The organism is Pseudoalteromonas sp. NSLLW24, assembly GCF_015864725.1.
GTDB lineage: Bacteria > Pseudomonadota > Gammaproteobacteria > Enterobacterales > Alteromonadaceae > Pseudoalteromonas > Pseudoalteromonas arctica.
Map to the genome: position 1 here is coordinate 28,101 of NZ_JADYWQ010000024.1, position 19,958 is coordinate 48,058.

A 19,958-nucleotide genomic window follows, 5' to 3' on the forward strand; every position below is an offset into this window, starting at 1 on the left:
GGTAGTTAATAAATGATTTAGCGCAGTTTACTGCGCTTTTTTTTGTTCTTAATTTGTTCACCGCTAAATAGTTTCTTGTTCAGCGCTTTTTGTTTACAGTAACAGCTCTTCAAAATTTTAAGGATAGTTATCATGCTTCACACACCTTTAGCAAAGCACTTACCTCATGTTAGTAAACTTGTATTCGGATGCATGGGTCTGGGCGGCGGTTGGAATAAAGACGCAATCACTGATGCACATGTTAAGCAAACTCATGAATGCATAGATAACGCTATTGAAGGTGGCATTAACTTTTTTGACCATGCTGATATTTATACTTTTGGTAAAGCGGAGCAGGTTTTTGGTAAAGCATTAAGCGAGCGACCAGAGCTTAGAGAGCACATGTATATTCAATCTAAGTGTGGGATTCGTTTTGAAGATGACTTAGGGCCAAAGCGCTATGATTTTTCATCAAAGTGGATTGAGCAATCAGTTGAAGCATCCTTGAAGCGATTAAATACAGACTATTTAGACGTACTTATGCTGCATCGTCCTGATCCACTCATGGAAGTTAACGAAATTGCTCGCATATTTAGTTGCTTAAAAGAAAGCGGTAAAGTGCGCAATTTTGCAGTATCGAATATGCAGCAACATCAAATGAATTTTTTACAGCATGCACTTGATATGCCGATTGTGGCTAATCAAATTGAGGCTAGTTTACAAAAGCATCAGTTTGTTGATGAAGGTGTATATGCCGGTAACAGTGACGGTAAGGATCTTAATTTTACGCCCGGTAGTATTGAGTACTGTCGCCATTTTGAAATTCAAATTCAAAGCTGGGGCAGTTTATGCCAAGGATTATACAGCGGCAGTGATTTATCAAACGCATCGCAGGCTGATATTAACACCAGTCTTTTAGTTAATAAGCTGGCTGCACTTTATGATACGTCTGCTGAGGCTATTGTTATTGCATGGCTACTGCGCCATCCCGCATCTATTCAGCCGATTATTGGAACAACTAATGCCAAGCGTATTAAAGCCTCTTGTGATGCTGTAAACGTACAACTAACTCGTGAGCATTGGTATGCACTTTATGTAAGCGCTAAAGGCCATGAGCTACCATAAGTAGGGCATTGATATGAATATATTCGTTATTTTAATTGGTTTGTTTGTCGCGCTAGCGATACTTATTCCACTGCTTGAAAAATATCAAAGTAAAATAGGGCTCAACGGTGCAACCAAATACAGCAAATATATTTGGCCATTAGTGATGGTGTCCTTAGTGATTCAGCTCATTTATGTATTAATGTATTAATGGTTTTTAGCGTATACAAAAAAGCCTTTGCAGGTTTAACCTGCAAAGGCTTTTTTAATGTTTATTAATAAACTTTATTTAAGTGCTAACTGTAGCTCGCGATTGCGCTCAAGTTGGGCAATAAAGTTATCTGCAATCGGTTTAAACTTAGCAAGTTCTGAGCGAGGTAGTGGCTCTGACTTAGGAAGTTTTACTGTTTTAGGATTACGGTGAACGCCATTTACTAAAAATTCATAGTGTAAATGCGCGCCAGTAACACGACCCGTAGAACCTACAGTACCAATTTGTTGGCCCTGTTTAACTTTTTGGCCCGTTTTAACTAGTTTCTTATTTAGGTGTAAGTACTTAGTTACATATTGTGTGCCATGGCTAATAAATACGTAGTTACCGTTGTACTTGCTGTAACCCGCTTTAACTACCTTACCGTTACCTGATGCAACCACCGGTGTGCCAGTGCGTGCCGCAAAGTCGATACCACGGTGCGCTCTAACTTGCCCAGTAACTGGGTGTAAGCGACGAGGATTAAAGCTCGAACTAATATATTTAAAGCTTACAGGTGCACGTAAAAATGCTTTTTTCATGCTACGCCCTTCAGGCGTATAAAAATTGCCGTCGGTATGGCGAATCGCTGCAAAGCGCTGACCTTGGTTTACAAATTCAGCAGCAATAATTTTACCGGTACCAATAAACTCGCCATCAACATAATGAGACTCGTAAATTAAGCCAAACACATCGCCTTTACGAATGTCGTTTGCAAAATCAACATCCCAACCAAATATGTCAGCAAAGTTCATTATTTGACGTTCGCTTAAACCTGCCGCTATTGCTGAAGTCCAAAAGTTGTTAGATATTTCGCCGCCAGCGGTTTTGGTTAGCGTTTCAATTTCTTTACTATCAATAGCTGTATCGTAGTTACCTTCTTCATTTAAGGTAACAAATAAAGTATCGGTTTTTGAAATCACATAGCGCAGTTGAGCCAAAGAGCCATCTTCAGCTGTCGCAAAGCTAAGTATTTCACCGGGGTGAATTTTAGTTAGCTTGCGCGTTTCTGCGTTAGTGTTAATTAGTTTATGGAGCGTTTGAGCTGAAAAACCAGCACGTTTGAAGATAATTGCTAAATTGTCGCCATTTTTAACTTTATGATCGACAAAGTCGTATTCTGGTAATTTTTCTGCTGCTTGCTCTGAATTTAACTCAGTTAATTTTTCGTTGTCATCAACTTTAACTTGTAACTCATAGCGCTTGCCTATCTCTAATGCATCTGCATTATTGTCTTTAGAAGCAGTCGCTTTTTCAGAAGGAAGAAATGCCAAGCCGGCAATAGCAGAAACTAAACCTAAAATAAGCAATTTGTGTTTTTTTGGGAGAGTGTTAACCACGTGAACCATAACGTGCCTTTTTCTGCTGTCAAGATAATAAATACATAATATTGCAGGATATACTTAATAATGTACGAATACTAGTGCTTTGTAGATTTAAACTAACCTTAAACTACGCTAAAATCAGGGTTAAGAAGCCTTTTTTAACGTCCTATCTAACTAAGACTCAATTCATTTTGTTTAGTTGCATTAATAACTTAAAAAGTTATTTTAATTAGGTAGAAATTTGTTATGTTAGCTACATATATATATTCGGTTTAAACCTATATTAAACCGTGATTACAAGTAACTAGTCCGCCCCTTCGTAGGCAGAATTTTGGAGTAACACAAAGTGGATTTACAAACCGCTCTAGCAGAGATAAAACGCGGTGCAGAAGAAATATTAATTGAAGACGAACTAGTTGAAAAACTAAAGTCGGGCAAAAAGCTAAAAATAAAAGCTGGCTTTGATCCTACAGCCCCTGATTTACATTTAGGGCACACTGTACTAATTAATAAAATGAAAACCTTTCAGGATTTAGGTCATGAGGTTATTTTCTTAATTGGTGACTTTACTGGCATGATTGGTGACCCAACAGGTAAAAACGTAACGCGTAAACCACTTACTCGCGAAGACGTACTAGCCAATGCCGAAACATATAAAGAACAAGTATTCAAAATTCTAGATCCTGCTAAAACCACTGTTGCATTTAACTCTACTTGGATGGAAAAGTTAGGCGCTGCAGGTATGATAAAACTTGCTGCTAACCAAACAGTAGCGCGCATGCTTGAACGTGATGACTTTAAAAAGCGTTACGGCAGCGGTCAACCAATTGCAATTCACGAGTTTTTATATCCACTGGTACAAGGTTGGGATTCGGTTGCACTAGAGTCAGATGTTGAACTGGGCGGTACTGATCAGCGCTTTAACTTGCTAATGGGTCGTGAGCTACAAAAAGTTGAAGGCCAAAAGCCGCAAACAGTATTAATGATGCCATTACTTGAAGGTACTGACGGCGTTCAAAAAATGTCTAAGTCGCTTGGTAACTACATTGGTATTACTGATGCGCCAAACGATATGTTTGGTAAAATAATGTCAATTAGTGATGTGCTAATGTGGCGTTATTACGATTTATTAAGCGCGCTTTCTATTGAAGAAATTGCAGCTCAAAAAGAACGTGTTGAGCAAGGTACTAACCCGCGCGATATTAAAATAGAACTAGCTAAAGAGTTAATTGCTCGTTTTCATAGTGAAGCTGATGCACAAGGTGCACATGATGATTTTATTCAGCGTTTTCAGAAAAAAGCGTTACCAGATGAAATCCCAGAGCTGACAATCACTATTGCAGAAGATACTATTTTAATTGCTAACTTGCTTAAAGAAGCAAATTTAGTAGTAAGTACATCAGAAGCAATGCGTATGATTAAGCAAGGTGCAGTTAAACTTAACGGTGAAGATAAAATCACTGACACCAAACTTGAAATAGCAAAAGGCACAACAGCTATTTACCAAGTAGGTAAACGTAAGTTTGCAAACATCACTGTAGCTTAAATACCGTTTGAAAACTAAAAAACCAGCCTAGGCTGGTTTTTTTGTGCTCGTATTTTGGCTGAAAAATTAGTTACGAGGTAGTCACTAAATAGTCACTAAATCACTTTTAATATTTCAATACTTACAATTACTAACAACCAAAATACACGCGCCTGATTTAATCTATTAATTATTACAGGTACATCCTCGGGTGTAGGTAGTCTATCAGTACCAATACGCATTTTATTAAAGCGAGTACCTAAATAAACTGCAGGCCCGCCCAGCTGCACACCAAGTGATGCAGAGCATGTGCTTAGTAGCCAACCTGTATTTGTTTGATAAAAATGTCTGCCATAATGCTTTATGTAATGCATGCTTTGTTTGCTCGCTCTACTTGCTGCAATAGTTAAAGCGAGTAAGCGCATTGGAATATACTCAATAATAAACAACAGAGTTTTAAGCGGTTTTAAAAAGTAGCTATTTGGGGATATGTCACTACGCCAGGCTTGTTGTATTAAAGTAAGTAATCGATAGGCGAGGGCCGCAATAGGGCCAAAGGCTAAAAATATAAATATAACTACGAAATAGTATCGAGCAGTGCGCAGTATTAAGCTTTCAATTAATGCTTTGATAATACCAGGAGATGAAAGCCTATTAACTTCACGGGCAAGCAGTGGTTTTAGTAATTCGCGTGCTGTCGATTTTTGATTTTGTTTAGTTAGCTTTGCAATGCGAAGTGCTTTTTTATCAATACTCTTACTTTCTAAGCATAAGTATAAAATAAGGCCAGCGAGTAATTCAGGATAAAAAGCAAACTCGAGTAGTAGCACTACAATAATGAGAATGACACTTAAAATGAGCGTGCTTGCGAGTATAGCTGCCAAATATTGATAGCTTTTAGGTTCTTTGCTTTTGTATATGCGCTTGCCAATAGCACTAAAAACAGCATTTAACGCTGTATTAGGATGATACCAGCTAATAAGGGGAATAAAGCGCTCAGCAAGGAGCGCTAGTATGAAGGCAATAAAGTCCAAGTGGTTTTGAACAATATTGCTAAGCATTTACAGAGACACTGCAGTTAGCTTTTCTAAAAGTGCGACAACCATTTTAGATGAGTTGATTGATGCTGTTTCTAGGTATTCTTCAAATGATTGTGGTGACTCTTTACCTGCAATATCAGACATTGAGCGAATTACAACAAATGGTGTGTTAAGCGTAAAACACGTTTGTGCAATTGAAGCGCCTTCCATTTCAACGGCAAGCATTGTAGGAAAATCACTGCGTGCTTTATCGATACGCACAGGGTCACACATAAATGTGTCACCAGTACAAATTAAGCCAACAAGTGTTTTAACATCACTGATTTGTTCGATTGTTTGTTGTGCTGCTTCAACTAATTTAGGGTGAGCTGTAAAGCCTGCTGGCATTTGTGGTACTTGGCCAATTTCGTAGCCAAAAGCAGTAACATCTACATCGTGATGACGTACTTCTGACGAAATTACTACGTCGCCAACACTTAGAGAAGGATCGAATCCACCGGCAGAGCCTGTGTTAATTACGCAATCAGGTTTGAAGTTGTCAATTAGTAAGGTAGTTGCAATTGTTGATGCTACTTTACCAATACCAGATTGAACAAGTGTTACTGTGTTACCAGCCAATTCACCAGTATAAAAAGTGAAACCTGCTTTAGTTAAAATTTGTGGGTTTTGCATCGCTTCACGTAAAATTTTAACTTCTGGCTCCATTGCGCCAATAATACCAACATTCATAATGTTTAATTCCTGAGTTTGAATCACTTGATTATACGTGAAGTTAGCAATAAAAAACAAAAAAGCGAGCTTGTTTATGAGCTCGCTTTAAATACTTTTTAGGAGAGTATTTAATTTGGTTTTTAAATTTCAGCTAAAGCAGTTGTTTGTGCTTTGGCTTGAGAAGGTGAAAGTACCGCTGGCTTATGTGAGCGATTACGAACAGGGCGCTGCGTTTGTGTTGCTGCAGGCTTACCAAGTTTAAACATAATTGCATCGCGTACTTCAGAAGGACGGTAGCCCGATTTAACTTTCATACGAATATGTGGAATGCCCGCAGACTCTAGTGCACCGTTTACAAACCAGTCACGTTGAGCTTTGTGGCCATCTTTATTGGCATTGTTAACTAGGTCAACGGCCGCAACAATAGTTAGTTTTTCTTTATCGATCAATACAAAGTCGAGTTGCTTATTTTTAGCTTTAGCTAAAGCAGCACGTTTAGATTTAATAGAAAGACCTTGCTTACAGTCAATAACGTCAATTAGCTTAACGCGACTAACAATTTTATATTGATCGCCTACAGCACGCTCGAGAAGATTTAGAAAAGCGCCTTCAACCTGCGTAAAAACAGTTTGCTTGCGGGTAAAAGGATACGGGTTTCCGCCATCGTCATTAAATTTTGACGCAACAACAGAAGCCCCGACAACTAATACTAGAATTAATAATAAAGCGAATTCCATACGGTAACTCCATAACAACAAATTGACACTGCTCAAATAAAGCAATTTACGTGCCTAAAAAGTATGAGTTATAAAATAATTACCAACTGTTTGTAAAAGCTAAAACGATGTAGCTATTAAGCTTTGTATCCACCTTCAATACCTTTAACCGCAATAGCTACAGCATCGTGTGCATGGAGTGATTCATAATGGTTTATTTGTAGCCAGTAATCGCTGTAATTATCTGTTTCTAATAAAGCTTTAATTTTACGCGCTGCATCTTCACAAAACATAAGATTTTGACCATTTAAACGGGCAAATTCTTGCTCGTCTTCGCGTTTTACTGCCGCTTGTACAGGCGTTTTAAGTTCAGCTTCGAGGGTGTTTATTAGAGTCACTACGTCAAATTCTTGAATATTGCTATCAAGCTTTACTTTTACGTTGGCAATAGAGCGCTGCGAGTGAGGTGTAGCAACTATGCCTTGTGTAGTGCCTAGCCATTCGTGCACATCTTTTTGGCTTAAGGTTTCTTGGTTAAACTTTTCGTTAAACGCGTTTTGTATAAGCTGGCGCGCAAGTGCTGCAGAACAAGGGCATGTTGAAGAATAGGTAACATTTACAGTTAGCTCGTAGCTAATAATGTTATTTTCAATTGTACTGGTAAGTACAACTGGGTAGCTTTTCCAGCCCGCTTTACCACTTAATAGTGATTTACGGCGTAGCGGTAATTCAAATTTAAATTCAATTTGTGCTTTATCGCTCAGCCCTTCGTGGCTAGTTATAAAGGTATCGAGTGCTTGCGCTATTGTTTGCGGATTGACTTGCTGCTCAGTTGAAAGCAGGTCAAGTGCTAAAAATAGACGTGACATATGAATGCCTTTGGCATCTTCTTTATGCAAATTTACAAATGCACGAGCTTTGGCATTTACTGTAACTGGAGATAAGTCTCGTGACTCAAAAATAAATGGCAGTTCGATTTCGCCCATGCCAACCCAGTCTAATTTACCTGTTTGTAAAGCGGGTGCAGTGTCTGCTATATCTGGCATATTGGTTTGCATGTGCGCTACTCGTATTTTGGAGATAATAAAGCGGGGCATTTTACACTAAATAATTTATTGCTGAAATGATGAGTTTAAGAGATGAGCAAAATCAAACATGAAAAATTCTGTTTTTATCGCACAACATGGGTAGTGGTAGGAGAAAAATGCTAAAATCTGGGAAAATGGTATGTTTATACATGCGCATTGCCTTCTTTATATTTAAGCACACAGCTAAGAGATAAAATTACGTATGACCGATTATTCTTTGAGCCCTTGGGCTCGGGTACTTTCCAGCTCAATAACGCGATTTGGTGAATTTAAAACCGCAGCTATTTGTTACACTTTATTTTTAACTGTATCTCTTATTTTATCGAGCATGTTTTATTATGTGGCGATAGGCGAATTACATCTTGTTGATATTTTGGCTGTGGTATTTTTTACGGCTGTGGTTTCTCCTTTAATTATAAGTGTATTACTTAATTCAATACGTCAATTAGATGCCTCGTATGCTTATTTAGATAGCGCAACCAAGCAGGAGAAGCTCTTAAACCAAACCCTAAAAGACAACATTAGTCGTTTAAATATTGAAATTGATGAGCGTAAAATGGCATTTCATGCCAAGCATCGCGCTATTGAAGAGCTGCGCCGAGAAATTGCTGAGCGTAAAAAAACACAACAAGAACTTGCCCAACAAAGTATGTTGCAACGCTCAATCGTTGATTCATCTCCCGATCTATTTTATTACCGTGATAACAACGGTGTATTTGCCGGCTGTAATAAAATGTTTGAAGAGGTAATGGGAAAATCAAGTAGTGAGCTAATAGGAAAAACGGTTGAGCAGATATTCCCGAGTCATTTTTTAGCTGAGGTTTTAGCAACCGATAAAGAAGTAGAGCAAAGCCATAAAGCACTAACTATAGATGTAGGCTATGAAGTAAATGGTGAAACACGTTGGTTTGAGCTGCGTAAATTACCTTTTATAAATGATGACGGTGACTACATTGGTTTACTGGGTTTTGGTCGTGATATCACTAGCCGTAAAGAAGCTGCACAAGCACTCGAAACTGCCTATAAAGACAAAGGTAAGTTTATTGCTACGCTGAGCCATGAACTACGTACTCCTTTAAATGGCATTGTTGGTTTAACGCGTATGTTATTAGATACAGAGCTTAATAAGCAGCAGCGTAGTTGGGGCAATACTATTTTTTCGAGTGCTGAAACACTCGGTAATATTTTTAACGATATTATAGATTTAGATAAAATAGATAGGGATCAGCTCGATATAGCAACCAATTCTATTAATGTGTCAGACTTTATAAACGATGTAGTTAATTTTGCAGGCTTAATAGCAGAGCAGAAAGAGCTTGAGTTTGATATTAAGCGCAATGGCATACTTGATGTTTACGCGCAGCTCGATCCGACTCGATTACGCCAAGTTGTTTGGAACTTAATTAACAACGCCGTTAAGTTTACTCAGCAAGGCAAAGTAACACTCGAATGCAGCAGAGAAAATCGCGTAGAAGGCCCATGGTTAGTTATTAAGGTACTGGATACCGGTCAAGGTATTCCACCAGAGCAACTTGCCCATATATTTGATATGTATTACAAAGCGCCGGATTTAAAAGGCACTAACGCGATAGGTTCAGGTATTGGTTTAGCTGTAACTAAGGCACTTGTAAGTGCAATGAAAGGGATAATTACGGTAAATAGTACTGAAGGCGAAGGAAGTTGTTTTACAGTGCAAATACCGCTTAGTTTATGTGTTGCACCAACAGAGCAAAGTTATGTTGGCCGTGGTTTGTATATTCTACTAGTAGAAGATGTGCCTCTTAACGCCGAAATTGCTACAAACCTATTAGAGCAACGCGGCCATGAAGTGTTATGGGCTGAAACCGGTGAAGATGCGCTCTCGTTTGTCGAAACCGAAGATGACTTAGATTTAGTACTACTCGATATGCAATTGCCAGATATAAACGGTGACGTGGTTGCTAAACAAATACGCTCAGATAGCCACTTCGATAAATTACCTATAGTTGCTTTAACTGCCAATGTACGCAGTGCTGAAAAAGAGCTTGAAGGTATATCAATACAAGGTGCGTTGGCTAAACCAATTAACACAGTTAAGCTTGATAAAATGCTGGCTGACTTATTTGGCATTAAGCAAAGTGAATGCACAGAGCCACAGCTAAAAGTAAGTGAAGAAGCGCTAGAGGGCATTGATGCACACTTATTAGATATTGAAACAATAGAAGACTTTGTAAATTCGATGGGCTTAGTTGTATTTAGACGCAGTAGTCAGTTATTCGAAAAGCTAAGTCCACAATATCAGCAAGAATTACTTACCTCATTAAATACCGGCGATAGAGAAGAGTATGAATCAGTAGCGCATAAACTTAAAGGTGCGGCTGGATCGGTAGGTTTAAATGATGTGCAGCTTCATGCCAAAATAATGGAGCATGGTGCGATTGATGAATCTGATGAAATGTTAAAGCAGTGGTTAGATGTTTTAGCAGATAAAATAAATGAAGGACAAAAAGCCCTTCATTTATTTTTACAGCAATTAGAGTAAAACTAATTAGCTCTAATTAAGCGTCAATTTTACCAATGAAACGGTAACCTTCACCATGGATGGTGCTGATTAACTCTGACGTTGAGTTATCACTTTCAAAATGCTTACGAATGCGACGAATAGTAACATCAACAGTACGGTCATTTGCGCGAAGCTCACGGCCTGTCATGTGCTTAATTAATTGCTCACGACTAAAAATACGACCTGGAGAATCAAGCATTAAACGAAGTGCTCTGTACTCACCTTTTGGTAAACGTTTAGCGTCGCCATTTGGAGAAGTAAGACAGCGGCTATTTTCATCAAGTTCCCAACCGTTAAACGTAATAACACCATTTGTTTCTAGTGCTGACTCTTCACCGCCTAAAGCAGTACGAGTAATAAGGTTGCGAGCTCTAATAGTTAATTCACGCGGGTTGAATGGCTTAGTAACGTAGTCATCTGCGCCAATTTCAAGACCTAAAATACGGTCAACATCGTTGTCACGACCCGTTAGGAATATAAGACCTACTTTACGCTTTTGGCGTAATTCACGGGCTAAAATAAGACCGTTTTTACCAGGAAGGTTGATATCCATAACTACAAGATTAACGTCATCGTTATTTGTAAGCTTGTCATGCATATCATCGCCATCAATGGCTTCAATAACTTTGTACCCTTCAGCTTCAAATAAACTAACTAGGTTCAGTCGAGTTACGTCTTCATCTTCTACGATTAGAATGACTGGCGTTTGCATTATTAATTAACCTTTTGGAATATTTTATTTATAAAAAAACCGGTGACGAATTTATAACCGATTACTAGAGATTATAGGATTATACCCATTTGTTAACAAGGAAAAAACAAATTGGATAAAAATAAAACAGTAGGGTGTCCAAAGTCTACTAAAAAGGGCAGTGCAAAAACTACTGTTTAATTGATATATACGTGGATGTAGCTATTTGAATCATAAAGTCGAAGCCATTTTCCTTTAATAATTGATACATCATTCAATCAAACAAGGTACTTAAAATAATCAGACTAATTCAAAGCAAAACTATATCACTTTCTAACCTTTCATCAATGTATGTGATACAGCAAAGATAAAAAAGTTCATAAATCGCTTGGTAATATTTATTTAATGCAATTAAATAATGTTACGCGCTTATCACATGCCTCATTAATGAGGTCATTAAATGCTAATTCAAGGATAAATTTTAAATATATGCACTTTTTAGTGATCTTTATTTAAGGAATAGTAATTATAAAGCGAGCACCGTGTTTTTCTTCAAGATCAAACATAACTCTTCCGCCAAGTGCTTGTGTTACTAGGTTGTAGACCAAGTGCATGCCTAAGCCGCTTGCGCCTTGTCCGCGCTTTGAAGTTACAAACGGGTCAAAAATTCTATTTTTAATGTTTTTATCAACGCCTTGACCATTGTCAGAATAAACTATTGTTAATTTTTTCCCTACCAGTTCTACGTCAAAGCGAATTTCATTATTTTCTTTACCTATAAATCCATGAATCACAGAGTTCATGAGCAACTGCTGAAACACTTGTTGCAGAGGTTCAGACTTACTATGAATAGCCAAGTCGGTCGGACAGTTAATAATAACGACAGGCTTTTTAGGCAGTAGTTCAGATTGAATCGATGTTAAAACATCACTTATTAATTTATGTACATTAATATGGGTATTAACACCGTCATCTTGAATAACGGCCACTTTTTTAAAGTTAGATATCAGGTCTGCGGCACGATTTAGATTACGATAAATTAAGTCTAAGTTTTCAATACCTTCATCTATAAAGCGTTTTAGATGGCTTGAGGTAAGTTTTTTATCGTCAAAGCTTTGCTGTATATCTGCCAGTTTATCTCGAAGTAATGTAGAGCCTGTAATACCTAGCCCTATTGGTGTATTCACTTCATGGGCAACCCCAGCAACCATTTGCCCAAGCGATGCCATTTTTTCGTTTTCAACAATTTGCGTTTGGTACTGATGCATTCTCTCAAGGGTTGATAAAAGCTCTTGATTTGCTTCTCTGAGAGCGATTGTTCGCTGGTTTACTTTTTCTTCAAGGCTCTGGTTTAGTTGTTTTATTTCTTGTTTATCTTTTTCGTGGCGCTCAAGTTGCTTTTTGGTACGTGTAAGCATGATATTTAAACTATTTGAAAGAGCGGTTATTTCTTTTACATCGGTTATTGGCGCGCGTGCATCATAGTTATGATTTTTAGATACATCCTGCAATAGCATGCTTAACTGCTCTATTGGCTTGGCTATACGTCGTTGAACTTTTATAGCAATAAAGTAAACAACGATTAAAATTAATAGAGTTAATAGCACATCTATTAATATTTTTCTCTCAATATAAGTCTCTAAACTTTCGAGGCTCCCTCGCATATATACATAACCTACCAACTTTTCGTTATCGTAAATAGGGCGGGTTAGTTCAATATGATCGCTCGTAATTCGTGGCGTTTTTAGCTCATCAACACTGTCTATTCTTAACGGCACCGGAGGCGTTTTTTTTGCATTAAAGCTAATAAAAAAAACAGGTTTTTGAGATGCTTTTTCTATTGAATAAATATGTATGTTTTTTACAAGGGGGATATTTTCAAATGACTTGAGGCGTTTTTCTTCTGTTTTTCTATCATCTTCAACTACTGATTTACCAGCATCAAAAGCTACAATTTCAGAAAGTATGACGAGTTTATTAATGATTAATTGCTTTTGCTCTTTTACGCTTAAATAAGTAGATATCGAAATAGATAGCGACAAGCAAATAGCTGTAATAAGCATAATTAAATTTATGAGTGCTTTGCGAATGCTACTTTGATGAACTTTTTTAGGCATTATTTCGTTATCGCCTGAATTAATTTTGATTATTTAGAGTTTTAGTTTAGCAAAGACGGGAGAAAATGAAGGAAAAAAGCTAAATTAATTCTTATATTTATGCGAAGGTTAGCTTGAGCGCGTTTGCACTCAAGCATTTTTAAAAATAATACTAGCTGCTATATACGGCAAACTTGTTATTTTTAAATACCGTTTGGTAGCTTTCAAATTGCGTTTCTAAAATAGGCGGGTATTTTAAAAAGCTGTTAGCAACAATATTCAGCTTTCCTACTTTAGTTAAATGCTGTTTTGCATTTGCTAAAAATGTTTCTGCTACTGTGTAGTCGGTTGCAATACCTGTATGAAAAGGTGGATTGCTAATAATTAAATCAAACTTACCGGTAATGCTTTTAAGGCCGTCACTTAATATCGCTTCGCCTTTGATGCTGTTAAGCTTTAGAGTTTGCTGTGTTGCGTAAGTTGCCAGTGCACTTACATCACTACACACAAACTCAAGTGCTGGATTATGCAGCCCTAAAAAGGTTGCTATTAAACCTGCGCCACAGCCAAAGTCGAGAACCCTACCTTGCTTAATTGTCGGTGCGTTTTCGAGTAGAACTTTCGTTCCCATATCTAAACTACCGTGATTAAACACCCCTGGGACACTAATAGCTGTAAACTCGGTGTCGGCAACATTAACAATAAACTTTTTATGGTAGGTCGTAATATCAAAGTCAGGATGCTGGGTAATCTCAGCAAATGAGTAAAGAACGCAGTGCTTAGCTGAATCAATTTTGTTACTAAACTCAGCTTTACCAGCTAATTGCTTTTCAATTGATTTAACACCACTTTTGTTTTCACCTACCACCAATAGTTCGGCATCGTCAGTAATAGCAGATCGAATATTATCAAGCGCCATTAATAACTCAGGTTTTGATTTAGGATAGTAAAGAATAACTAAATCGTAGCCGTTACCAGGTATTGTGTGATTTACACAAATCTCAACGTCTTTGGTGTTTTTAGCAAACTCACCGTTAGCATGGTTGTAGCTAAATGCAGTTACCTTGCTTTGCGGGTTAAGTTTTTTAAGCTCTGTTAAAAAGCCATCTTGAACAAAGTTGACCACCAAGATAGATTTGCCCGTTAGTGCCTCGCTATTACGAAGTAACAGTAAACTTGGGTTGGTTAGTACGCTCATAAATGGCTTTGCCTTACAGTATGTTTAGTTTTATCAAAAATAAAAGTGAGTGCTTAAAGTTACAAATTACTCAGTACGTTCAAACATTAAATCCCACACACCATGACCTAGGCGATGTCCGCGCTGCTCAAACTTAGTAAGCGGGCGCAAATCTGGACGTGGAACATAATCGTTTGTTTCTGATTGGTTTTTAAAACCAGGAGCTACATTCATTACTTCGAGCATATGCTCTGCATAGTTTTCCCAATCTGTTGCCATATGAAAAACGCCACCCATTTTCAGTTGGGCTCTTAGTTTTTCAACAAACTCAGTTTGTACGATACGGCGTTTATGGTGACGCTTTTTATGCCAAGGATCAGGGAAAAACAACTGTAGTGTTGTTAAGCTTTCATTAGGTATACAGTCTGCAAGTACTTCAACTGCATCGTGTTCAAAAATACGTAAGTTAGTAATGCCTGCTTCATCGGCATCCATTAAACAAGCACCAACGCCTGGGCGGTGTACTTCAATACCAATAAAGTTTAGGTGAGGGGCATTTGTTGCCATTTCGACAAGCGATTTACCCATACCAAAACCAATTTCTACTACTACATCGTTGTTGTTGCCAAAAACTTCGCTTAAATCAAGCATACCGTTTTTATGCTCTAGGCCCATTGTTGGCCAGCATTTTTCGATTGCAGCGGCTTGGCCTTTGGTTAATCGACCTTCGCGTTTTACAAAACTGCGAATGGTGCGGATGTATTTACCTTCTTGCTTAGCTTGCTCAAGGTTAGTGTTGCTTGATTCACTCATATTATTGGCCTGACAAAAACAATGTGTTTAAAAATGGTTGCATATTATCCCTGACCGAGCCCGCAATCACAAGTATTAGCTGGTTTTACACGCCCTATAGCTTGATCTTTTTATTAACTACAATAGACTGAGCCGCCATTGAGCATCAGTAAAAGTACAATATGTTGGATTTAAATAAAGAACAGTCTAATTCGTTTTCTAATCAAGTCGTTGATTGGTATCACCTTCATGGGCGTAAAACACTTCCATGGCAGTTGGGTAAAACACCTTATAAAGTGTGGGTGTCTGAGGTGATGCTCCAGCAAACTCAAGTTATTACTGTTATCCCATATTTTGAAAAATTTATGCAAAGCTTTCCAGATATTATTGCTTTAGCCGATGCTGATGAAGATTTAGTACTGCATCACTGGACCGGCTTAGGGTATTACGCTCGTGCGCGTAACTTACATAAAACAGCTAAAATAGTACGTGACAAGTACCAAGGCGAATTTCCGCAAACGCTTGATGAAGTAATGGATTTACCGGGAATAGGACGCTCTACTGCCGGGGCTGTTTTATCATTGTCGCTTGGGCAGCATCATCCAATTTTAGATGGGAATGTTAAGCGAGTCTTAGCGCGCTACTTTATGATAGAAGGTTGGTACGGTGTTAAAAAAGTCGAAAACCAGCTTTGGCATTTATCAGAGCAATTAACACCTAAAAATAATGTCACCGAATTTAATCAAGCTATGATGGATTTAGGTGCGAGTGTTTGCTCACGCAGTCGTTTTGATTGTGAGGCTTGCCCATTAAATTCAGGTTGTGGTGCTTTTAATGCAGGTAAAGTAAAAGAGTTTCCACGTTCTAAACCTAAAAAAGCAGTGCCGAAGAAGAGTTGTCATCAGTTAATTATTCAGTGCGGCGATAAAGTGCTTATGGAAAAACGCCCTAACAGCGGTATTTGGGGAGGACTATTTGGCTTTTTTGAATTTAATGAGTACGAGGAGCTTCAAATGTTTTTAGCTCAGCAAGGATTAGAAGCCGACTTAGTAGAGCTTGAAGCGTTTATTCATGTGTTTTCACATTTTGAGCTGAAGATTAATCCGCATGTGCTCAATGTTAAGAACATTCCTGATGTAGTAAATGACAAACAATTAGTGTGGTATCCGCTTGATCAATCAATAGAGGTTGGCCTAGCAGCGCCAACTAAAAAGTTGGTTAAACAAATTACAGCAATAGTATAGAATAGCCCCATATTTAGCGTTAGAGAGAATCAATCATGGCACGTACAGTATTTTGTCAAAAGTTACAAAAAGAAGCCGAAGGGCTTGGCTTTCAGTTATACCCTGGTGAAGTTGGTGAAAAGATTTTTAATAACATCTCTAAAGAAGCGTGGGGTCAGTGGCAGCATAAGCAAACAATGCTTATTAACGAAAAGCATTTAAATATGATGGACCCAGAGCACCGCACATTTTTAGAAGAGCAAATGGTTGGCTTTTTGTTTGAAAACAAAGATGTGGAAATTGAAGGTTATCGACCGCCTGAAAAATAATATTTTGAACATTAAAAAAGGGCTAAATAGCCCTTTTTTTGTGTGCGATTATTTAATCACTTAACTCATCTTCTTGCTCAGAGATTTTAATTTGTTCTTTTAAAAATTGAGCTGCCTTAGAGTATTCAATTTCTAACTTATCTCTTAAGTCTATTAATTCATCGGTAGTGAGTTCACCTTTTTTACATTTATCTTCAAATGCACTTGAAAGTTCAGCCACCGTTAGGGCACCAATTGTTTTAGAGATCGATTTTAATTGATGACACCCTTCAATAATCTCATCTAAATCGTTAACCATAACGCCTGAATTAATCCCCTTAATTAGCCCTTGGCTTTGTTCTAAATACATTTTGAAAAAGCGTAACTGTTTAGCTTCGTCACCATTTACATATTTAGCAACCGCTTCCATATCAATAGGTAGCGCCATGGTTTGATGGATAACTACATTTGGGTTTTGGCTTTGCTTATCGCTCCAGCGTTTTAAGGTGTCCTCTAACGCGTTTAGCTCTATAGGTTTGGTAATGAAGTCGTTTATACCTACGGCTAAACAACGCTCTTTTTCGCCTTTAAGTGCGTTTGCTGTTACAGCAATAATGTAAGGCTGTGCATCAATTGATTCTAATAGCTCTGCTTCGTTACGGATTTTTTCGACCATATCGTAACCCGACATTTTAGGCATGTGTAAGTCGGTTAAAATAAGTGAGTAATCACCTTTTCTCCACATATCTAAGCCTTCTTCACCGTTGTTTGCTATCTCAACGCCAAAACCTAGTATGTGTAATTGATCGGTCAGCACTTGTTGGTTTAAAAGGTTATCTTCAACAAGTAAAACCAATTTGTTTGATTTACGAGCTTGCTCAACATTTAAATAGTTATTAAGTGTTTTGGTTTTTTTAATTTGTTTAGGTGTATGCAAACCTGCAGCGACTAAAATAGACAGCATAAAGTTAGACTTACATAAAGGAGAGGCATTAATATAAAAAATATTATTATGATTTATAGCCGCTTCATCAAGCTTGCTTAGTACAACAACTTGTTGGTTATAATCCTCTAATGAATAAAATAAGCGTCTTAGCAGCGCGTTTGTTTTATCCATATTGTCTATGCCATCAGCCACCCAAATAATATCTTGCGAATGTTGGTGCTCTTCAATTTCTTCTTCTGTGTGTGCATAAACTATTTTAGCGCCCATAAACGATAAATAACGGTACATTGTTTTTTCACGTTCTAGGTGATTACTAACTACAACAATTTGCTTACCATTTAATGCACCTTTGTGTGCGTACTTAATTCTACCCGATGTGCTAAACGGCAGTTCAACAGTAAACTCACTGCCAATTCCTGTATGGCTAGTTACATGAATAGTACCTAGCATAAGCTCAGTTAAGCTTTTACAAATAGAAAGACCTAAACCTGTCCCTCCATATTCTCGGGTAATCGAATTTTCGGCTTGAATAAACGGATTAAATATTTCGCGTAGTTGTGCCTGCGACATGCCTTTACCGTTATCAGTTACGCAAAAGCGTAAGGTAAAGTGATCAGTCGTATTATGTACCACCTCTACTGATATTTTTACATGCCCTTGGGTTTTTTCATCAGTGCTCGTAAATTTAATTGCGTTGCTACATAGGTTATAAAGAACCTGACGTACACGTACGCTATCACCGGTAAGATTTATAGGAATATCTGGTGCTATTGCTAGCTCTAAATCAAGCTCACGTTTTTTAGCAACAGATGAGAGCACACGAGCAACTTCTTCAATAGTATCGGTTACCGAAAATGGGATCGGGTCAATATTTAGCTTTCCAGCCTCAATTTTAGAAAAATCTAAAATATCATCCAAAATGCTCAATAACGAAAATGCTGATTCACGAATAATCGTACTTAAACGATGCTGAGCGCCATCAAGTTCGGTCTGGCGCAGTAAATCAATAGTACCTATAACACCATTCATCGGTGTTCTTATTTCGTGACTCATCGTTGCTAAGAATGTTGTTTTAGTTTCGCTTGCTCGCTCTGCTTTTAATGTGGCTTGCTCAAGCGCTAAGGTACGATTTTGCACTTCGGCTTCTAGGCCATTTTGTAATTTATAAAGCTCTTTTTGTGCAGAGTCATTCTCGCTCATTGCAGTTTGTACTTTTTGTAGCAATAAGTTGATGTTTTTTGCTACTACACCTAAACCAATATCAAGTTGCTCATCAACATTACTATTGTAATTAGCATCTTCAGTAATTGCCTGTAACTCTTGAGTAAGAGTGTCAGTACTTTTACGTAAGCGCGTATTAATGTACATATTAAACATTAAAGTAAGTATAAATAATGCAGCAACACTCGCTATCGCGATGATGTAAGCGATAACTTGAGAGTCTTGAACGCTTAAAGGCGTGGCTGGTATGTTTTGCTTAATAATAAGCTCGCCAATGGGCTGATCGTTTAACAATAGTAGGTGATGCAGAATACCTTCTTCTTTTAAGTGCTTTTCAGTTTTAACAGAAGCGATGGCTGGTTTACTGCTGCTATATACCAACTGAGTATCTGATGTAGCATTGAAGCGATATAGAGTATATTCAAAGTCACCGTCTAATAAGGAGGTTAAATCAAGTAACTGTTTTACTTTACCTTGACCATACATAGTTAATGCATCAACCATAGGTAAGTCTAATCTATCGGCAAGCGTTACAATATTAATAGATGATGCTGGTTGGGCTGTCTTAACTTCAGTTTGTGTATAAAATGAGTGGGCAACAATAGCGAGCGCTGTTACAGCAATATTAATGATTAAAAAAAGTGGCAGTAAGCCTTTTACTGGCGATGAGAATTTACTCTGCATTGATTGTTTCCAATTGATGTGTTTTTACTACGATAAGTCCCTATCGTACGTATCTAAGCTAATCGTAACATTTACAAAAAATAATTCACTACGGTTTTAGTCTGATTTAGTTATATTTATTTATAGTTATAGCCCGATTTGTGGTAAAAATGAACGTTATTAATAAAAAATGTACTGAGTTGTCTGAAAACCGTTCAAACAGTTATAAAGAAGAAAAAAAAAGTTGACTTGTAAGGGCAAAACTCGTTTAATACGCCGCACGCCCAGATAGCTCAGTCGCTAGAGATGAGTGGGAATTGCATTAAAAATCCTTTAAGATTTTTAATTAGCACTGTTTAAGTGCCTCGATAGCTCAGTTGGTAGAGCAGAGGATTGAAAATCCTCGTGTCCCTGGTTCGATTCCGGGTCGAGGCACCATTTATTAAAGTAGTGGTGTTTAATCAACAGTTTAAACATTATTACGCGTGCCTTAGCACACAGTTTTGTGTGCCGACTTAGCTCAGCTGGTAGAGCAACTGACTTGTAATCAGTAGGTCAACC

16 protein-coding genes and 1 tRNA gene are annotated in these 19,958 nt (G+C 37.8%); 7 read left to right on the forward strand and 10 right to left on the reverse strand.

Features of this window, described 5'->3' with window-relative positions:
- Positions 1-132 precede the first annotated feature (132 nt).
- Together I6E72_RS18275 and I6E72_RS18280 are read left to right on the forward strand one after the other, a co-directional pair.
- On the forward strand, positions 133-1,104 hold the full coding sequence (locus I6E72_RS18275; protein WP_007583820.1) for an aldo/keto reductase: 972 nt from the start codon (positions 133-135) through the stop codon (positions 1,102-1,104).
- Positions 1,105-1,117: 13 nt separating this feature from the next.
- Positions 1,118-1,294 (forward strand): hypothetical protein, encoded by a 177-nt coding sequence (locus tag I6E72_RS18280; protein WP_007583822.1) that lies wholly within the window; start codon positions 1,118-1,120, stop codon positions 1,292-1,294.
- Between the two features lie 74 nt (positions 1,295-1,368).
- Here the strand turns inward: I6E72_RS18280 and I6E72_RS18285 are convergent, their stop codons facing one another.
- The gene (locus tag I6E72_RS18285; protein WP_007585425.1) at positions 1,369-2,682 is read right to left on the reverse strand and encodes a peptidoglycan DD-metalloendopeptidase family protein; all 1,314 of its coding nucleotides are present in this window, start codon (positions 2,680-2,682) and stop codon (positions 1,369-1,371) included.
- 322 nt (positions 2,683-3,004) lie between these two features.
- On the opposite strand from I6E72_RS18285, the gene tyrS reads away from it, so the two are divergent.
- Complete coding sequence (gene tyrS / locus I6E72_RS18290; RefSeq protein WP_007585427.1) at positions 3,005-4,204, forward strand: tyrosine--tRNA ligase; 1,200 nt, start codon at positions 3,005-3,007, stop codon at positions 4,202-4,204.
- Positions 4,205-4,299: 95 nt separating this feature from the next.
- Here the strand turns inward: tyrS and I6E72_RS18295 are convergent, their stop codons facing one another.
- The 4 genes from I6E72_RS18295 to folE2 form a co-directional block, all read right to left on the reverse strand.
- Positions 4,300-5,244: a cobalamin biosynthesis protein CobD/CbiB gene (locus I6E72_RS18295; RefSeq protein WP_024594516.1), complete on the reverse strand. Its 945-nt coding sequence runs from the start codon at positions 5,242-5,244 to the stop codon at positions 4,300-4,302.
- The gene (mtnN, locus tag I6E72_RS18300; protein WP_024589694.1) at positions 5,245-5,952 is read right to left on the reverse strand and encodes a 5'-methylthioadenosine/S-adenosylhomocysteine nucleosidase; all 708 of its coding nucleotides are present in this window, start codon (positions 5,950-5,952) and stop codon (positions 5,245-5,247) included.
- Between the two features lie 122 nt (positions 5,953-6,074).
- Positions 6,075-6,671 (reverse strand): DUF2726 domain-containing protein, encoded by a 597-nt coding sequence (locus I6E72_RS18305; RefSeq protein WP_007582968.1) that lies wholly within the window; start codon positions 6,669-6,671, stop codon positions 6,075-6,077.
- A gap of 116 nt (positions 6,672-6,787) precedes the next feature.
- Positions 6,788-7,708 (reverse strand): GTP cyclohydrolase FolE2, encoded by a 921-nt coding sequence (gene folE2, locus I6E72_RS18310; protein WP_121954074.1) that lies wholly within the window; start codon positions 7,706-7,708, stop codon positions 6,788-6,790.
- 232 nt (positions 7,709-7,940) lie between these two features.
- Between folE2 and arcB the strand changes: the two genes are divergently transcribed.
- Complete coding sequence (arcB, locus tag I6E72_RS18315) at positions 7,941-10,259, forward strand: aerobic respiration two-component sensor histidine kinase ArcB (RefSeq protein WP_165722089.1); 2,319 nt, start codon at positions 7,941-7,943, stop codon at positions 10,257-10,259.
- Positions 10,260-10,275: 16 nt separating this feature from the next.
- On the opposite strand, the gene arcA is transcribed toward arcB, so the two are convergent.
- The 4 genes from arcA to trmB form a co-directional block, all read right to left on the reverse strand.
- The gene (gene arcA, locus I6E72_RS18320) at positions 10,276-10,992 is read right to left on the reverse strand and encodes a two-component system response regulator ArcA (protein WP_002962549.1); all 717 of its coding nucleotides are present in this window, start codon (positions 10,990-10,992) and stop codon (positions 10,276-10,278) included.
- A gap of 491 nt (positions 10,993-11,483) precedes the next feature.
- Positions 11,484-13,088, reverse strand: coding sequence for a sensor histidine kinase (locus tag I6E72_RS18325; protein ID WP_024594519.1), 1,605 nt, complete (start codon positions 13,086-13,088; stop codon positions 11,484-11,486).
- 151 nt (positions 13,089-13,239) lie between these two features.
- Complete coding sequence (locus I6E72_RS18330) at positions 13,240-14,265, reverse strand: methyltransferase (protein ID WP_197113619.1); 1,026 nt, start codon at positions 14,263-14,265, stop codon at positions 13,240-13,242.
- A gap of 66 nt (positions 14,266-14,331) precedes the next feature.
- Positions 14,332-15,057, reverse strand: a complete 726-nt coding sequence (trmB, locus tag I6E72_RS18335) for a tRNA (guanosine(46)-N7)-methyltransferase TrmB (protein ID WP_007582957.1) — start codon at positions 15,055-15,057, stop codon at positions 14,332-14,334.
- A gap of 161 nt (positions 15,058-15,218) precedes the next feature.
- On the opposite strand from trmB, the gene mutY reads away from it, so the two are divergent.
- Together mutY and I6E72_RS18345 are read left to right on the forward strand one after the other, a co-directional pair.
- A complete protein-coding gene (gene mutY / locus I6E72_RS18340; protein WP_197113622.1) occupies positions 15,219-16,280 on the forward strand; it encodes an A/G-specific adenine glycosylase in 1,062 nt (353 codons plus the stop codon).
- Positions 16,281-16,315: 35 nt separating this feature from the next.
- Positions 16,316-16,588 (forward strand): oxidative damage protection protein, encoded by a 273-nt coding sequence (locus tag I6E72_RS18345; protein WP_007582954.1) that lies wholly within the window; start codon positions 16,316-16,318, stop codon positions 16,586-16,588.
- 52 nt (positions 16,589-16,640) lie between these two features.
- Here I6E72_RS18345 and I6E72_RS18350 read toward each other — a convergent pair whose 3' ends face one another.
- Entirely contained in the window at positions 16,641-19,418 is a 2,778-nt protein-coding gene (locus tag I6E72_RS18350; protein ID WP_197102763.1) for an ATP-binding protein, read from the reverse strand.
- Between the two features lie 341 nt (positions 19,419-19,759).
- On the opposite strand from I6E72_RS18350, the gene I6E72_RS18355 reads away from it, so the two are divergent.
- A tRNA-Phe gene (locus I6E72_RS18355) sits at positions 19,760-19,835 on the forward strand.
- Positions 19,836-19,958: the final 123 nt, after the last annotated feature.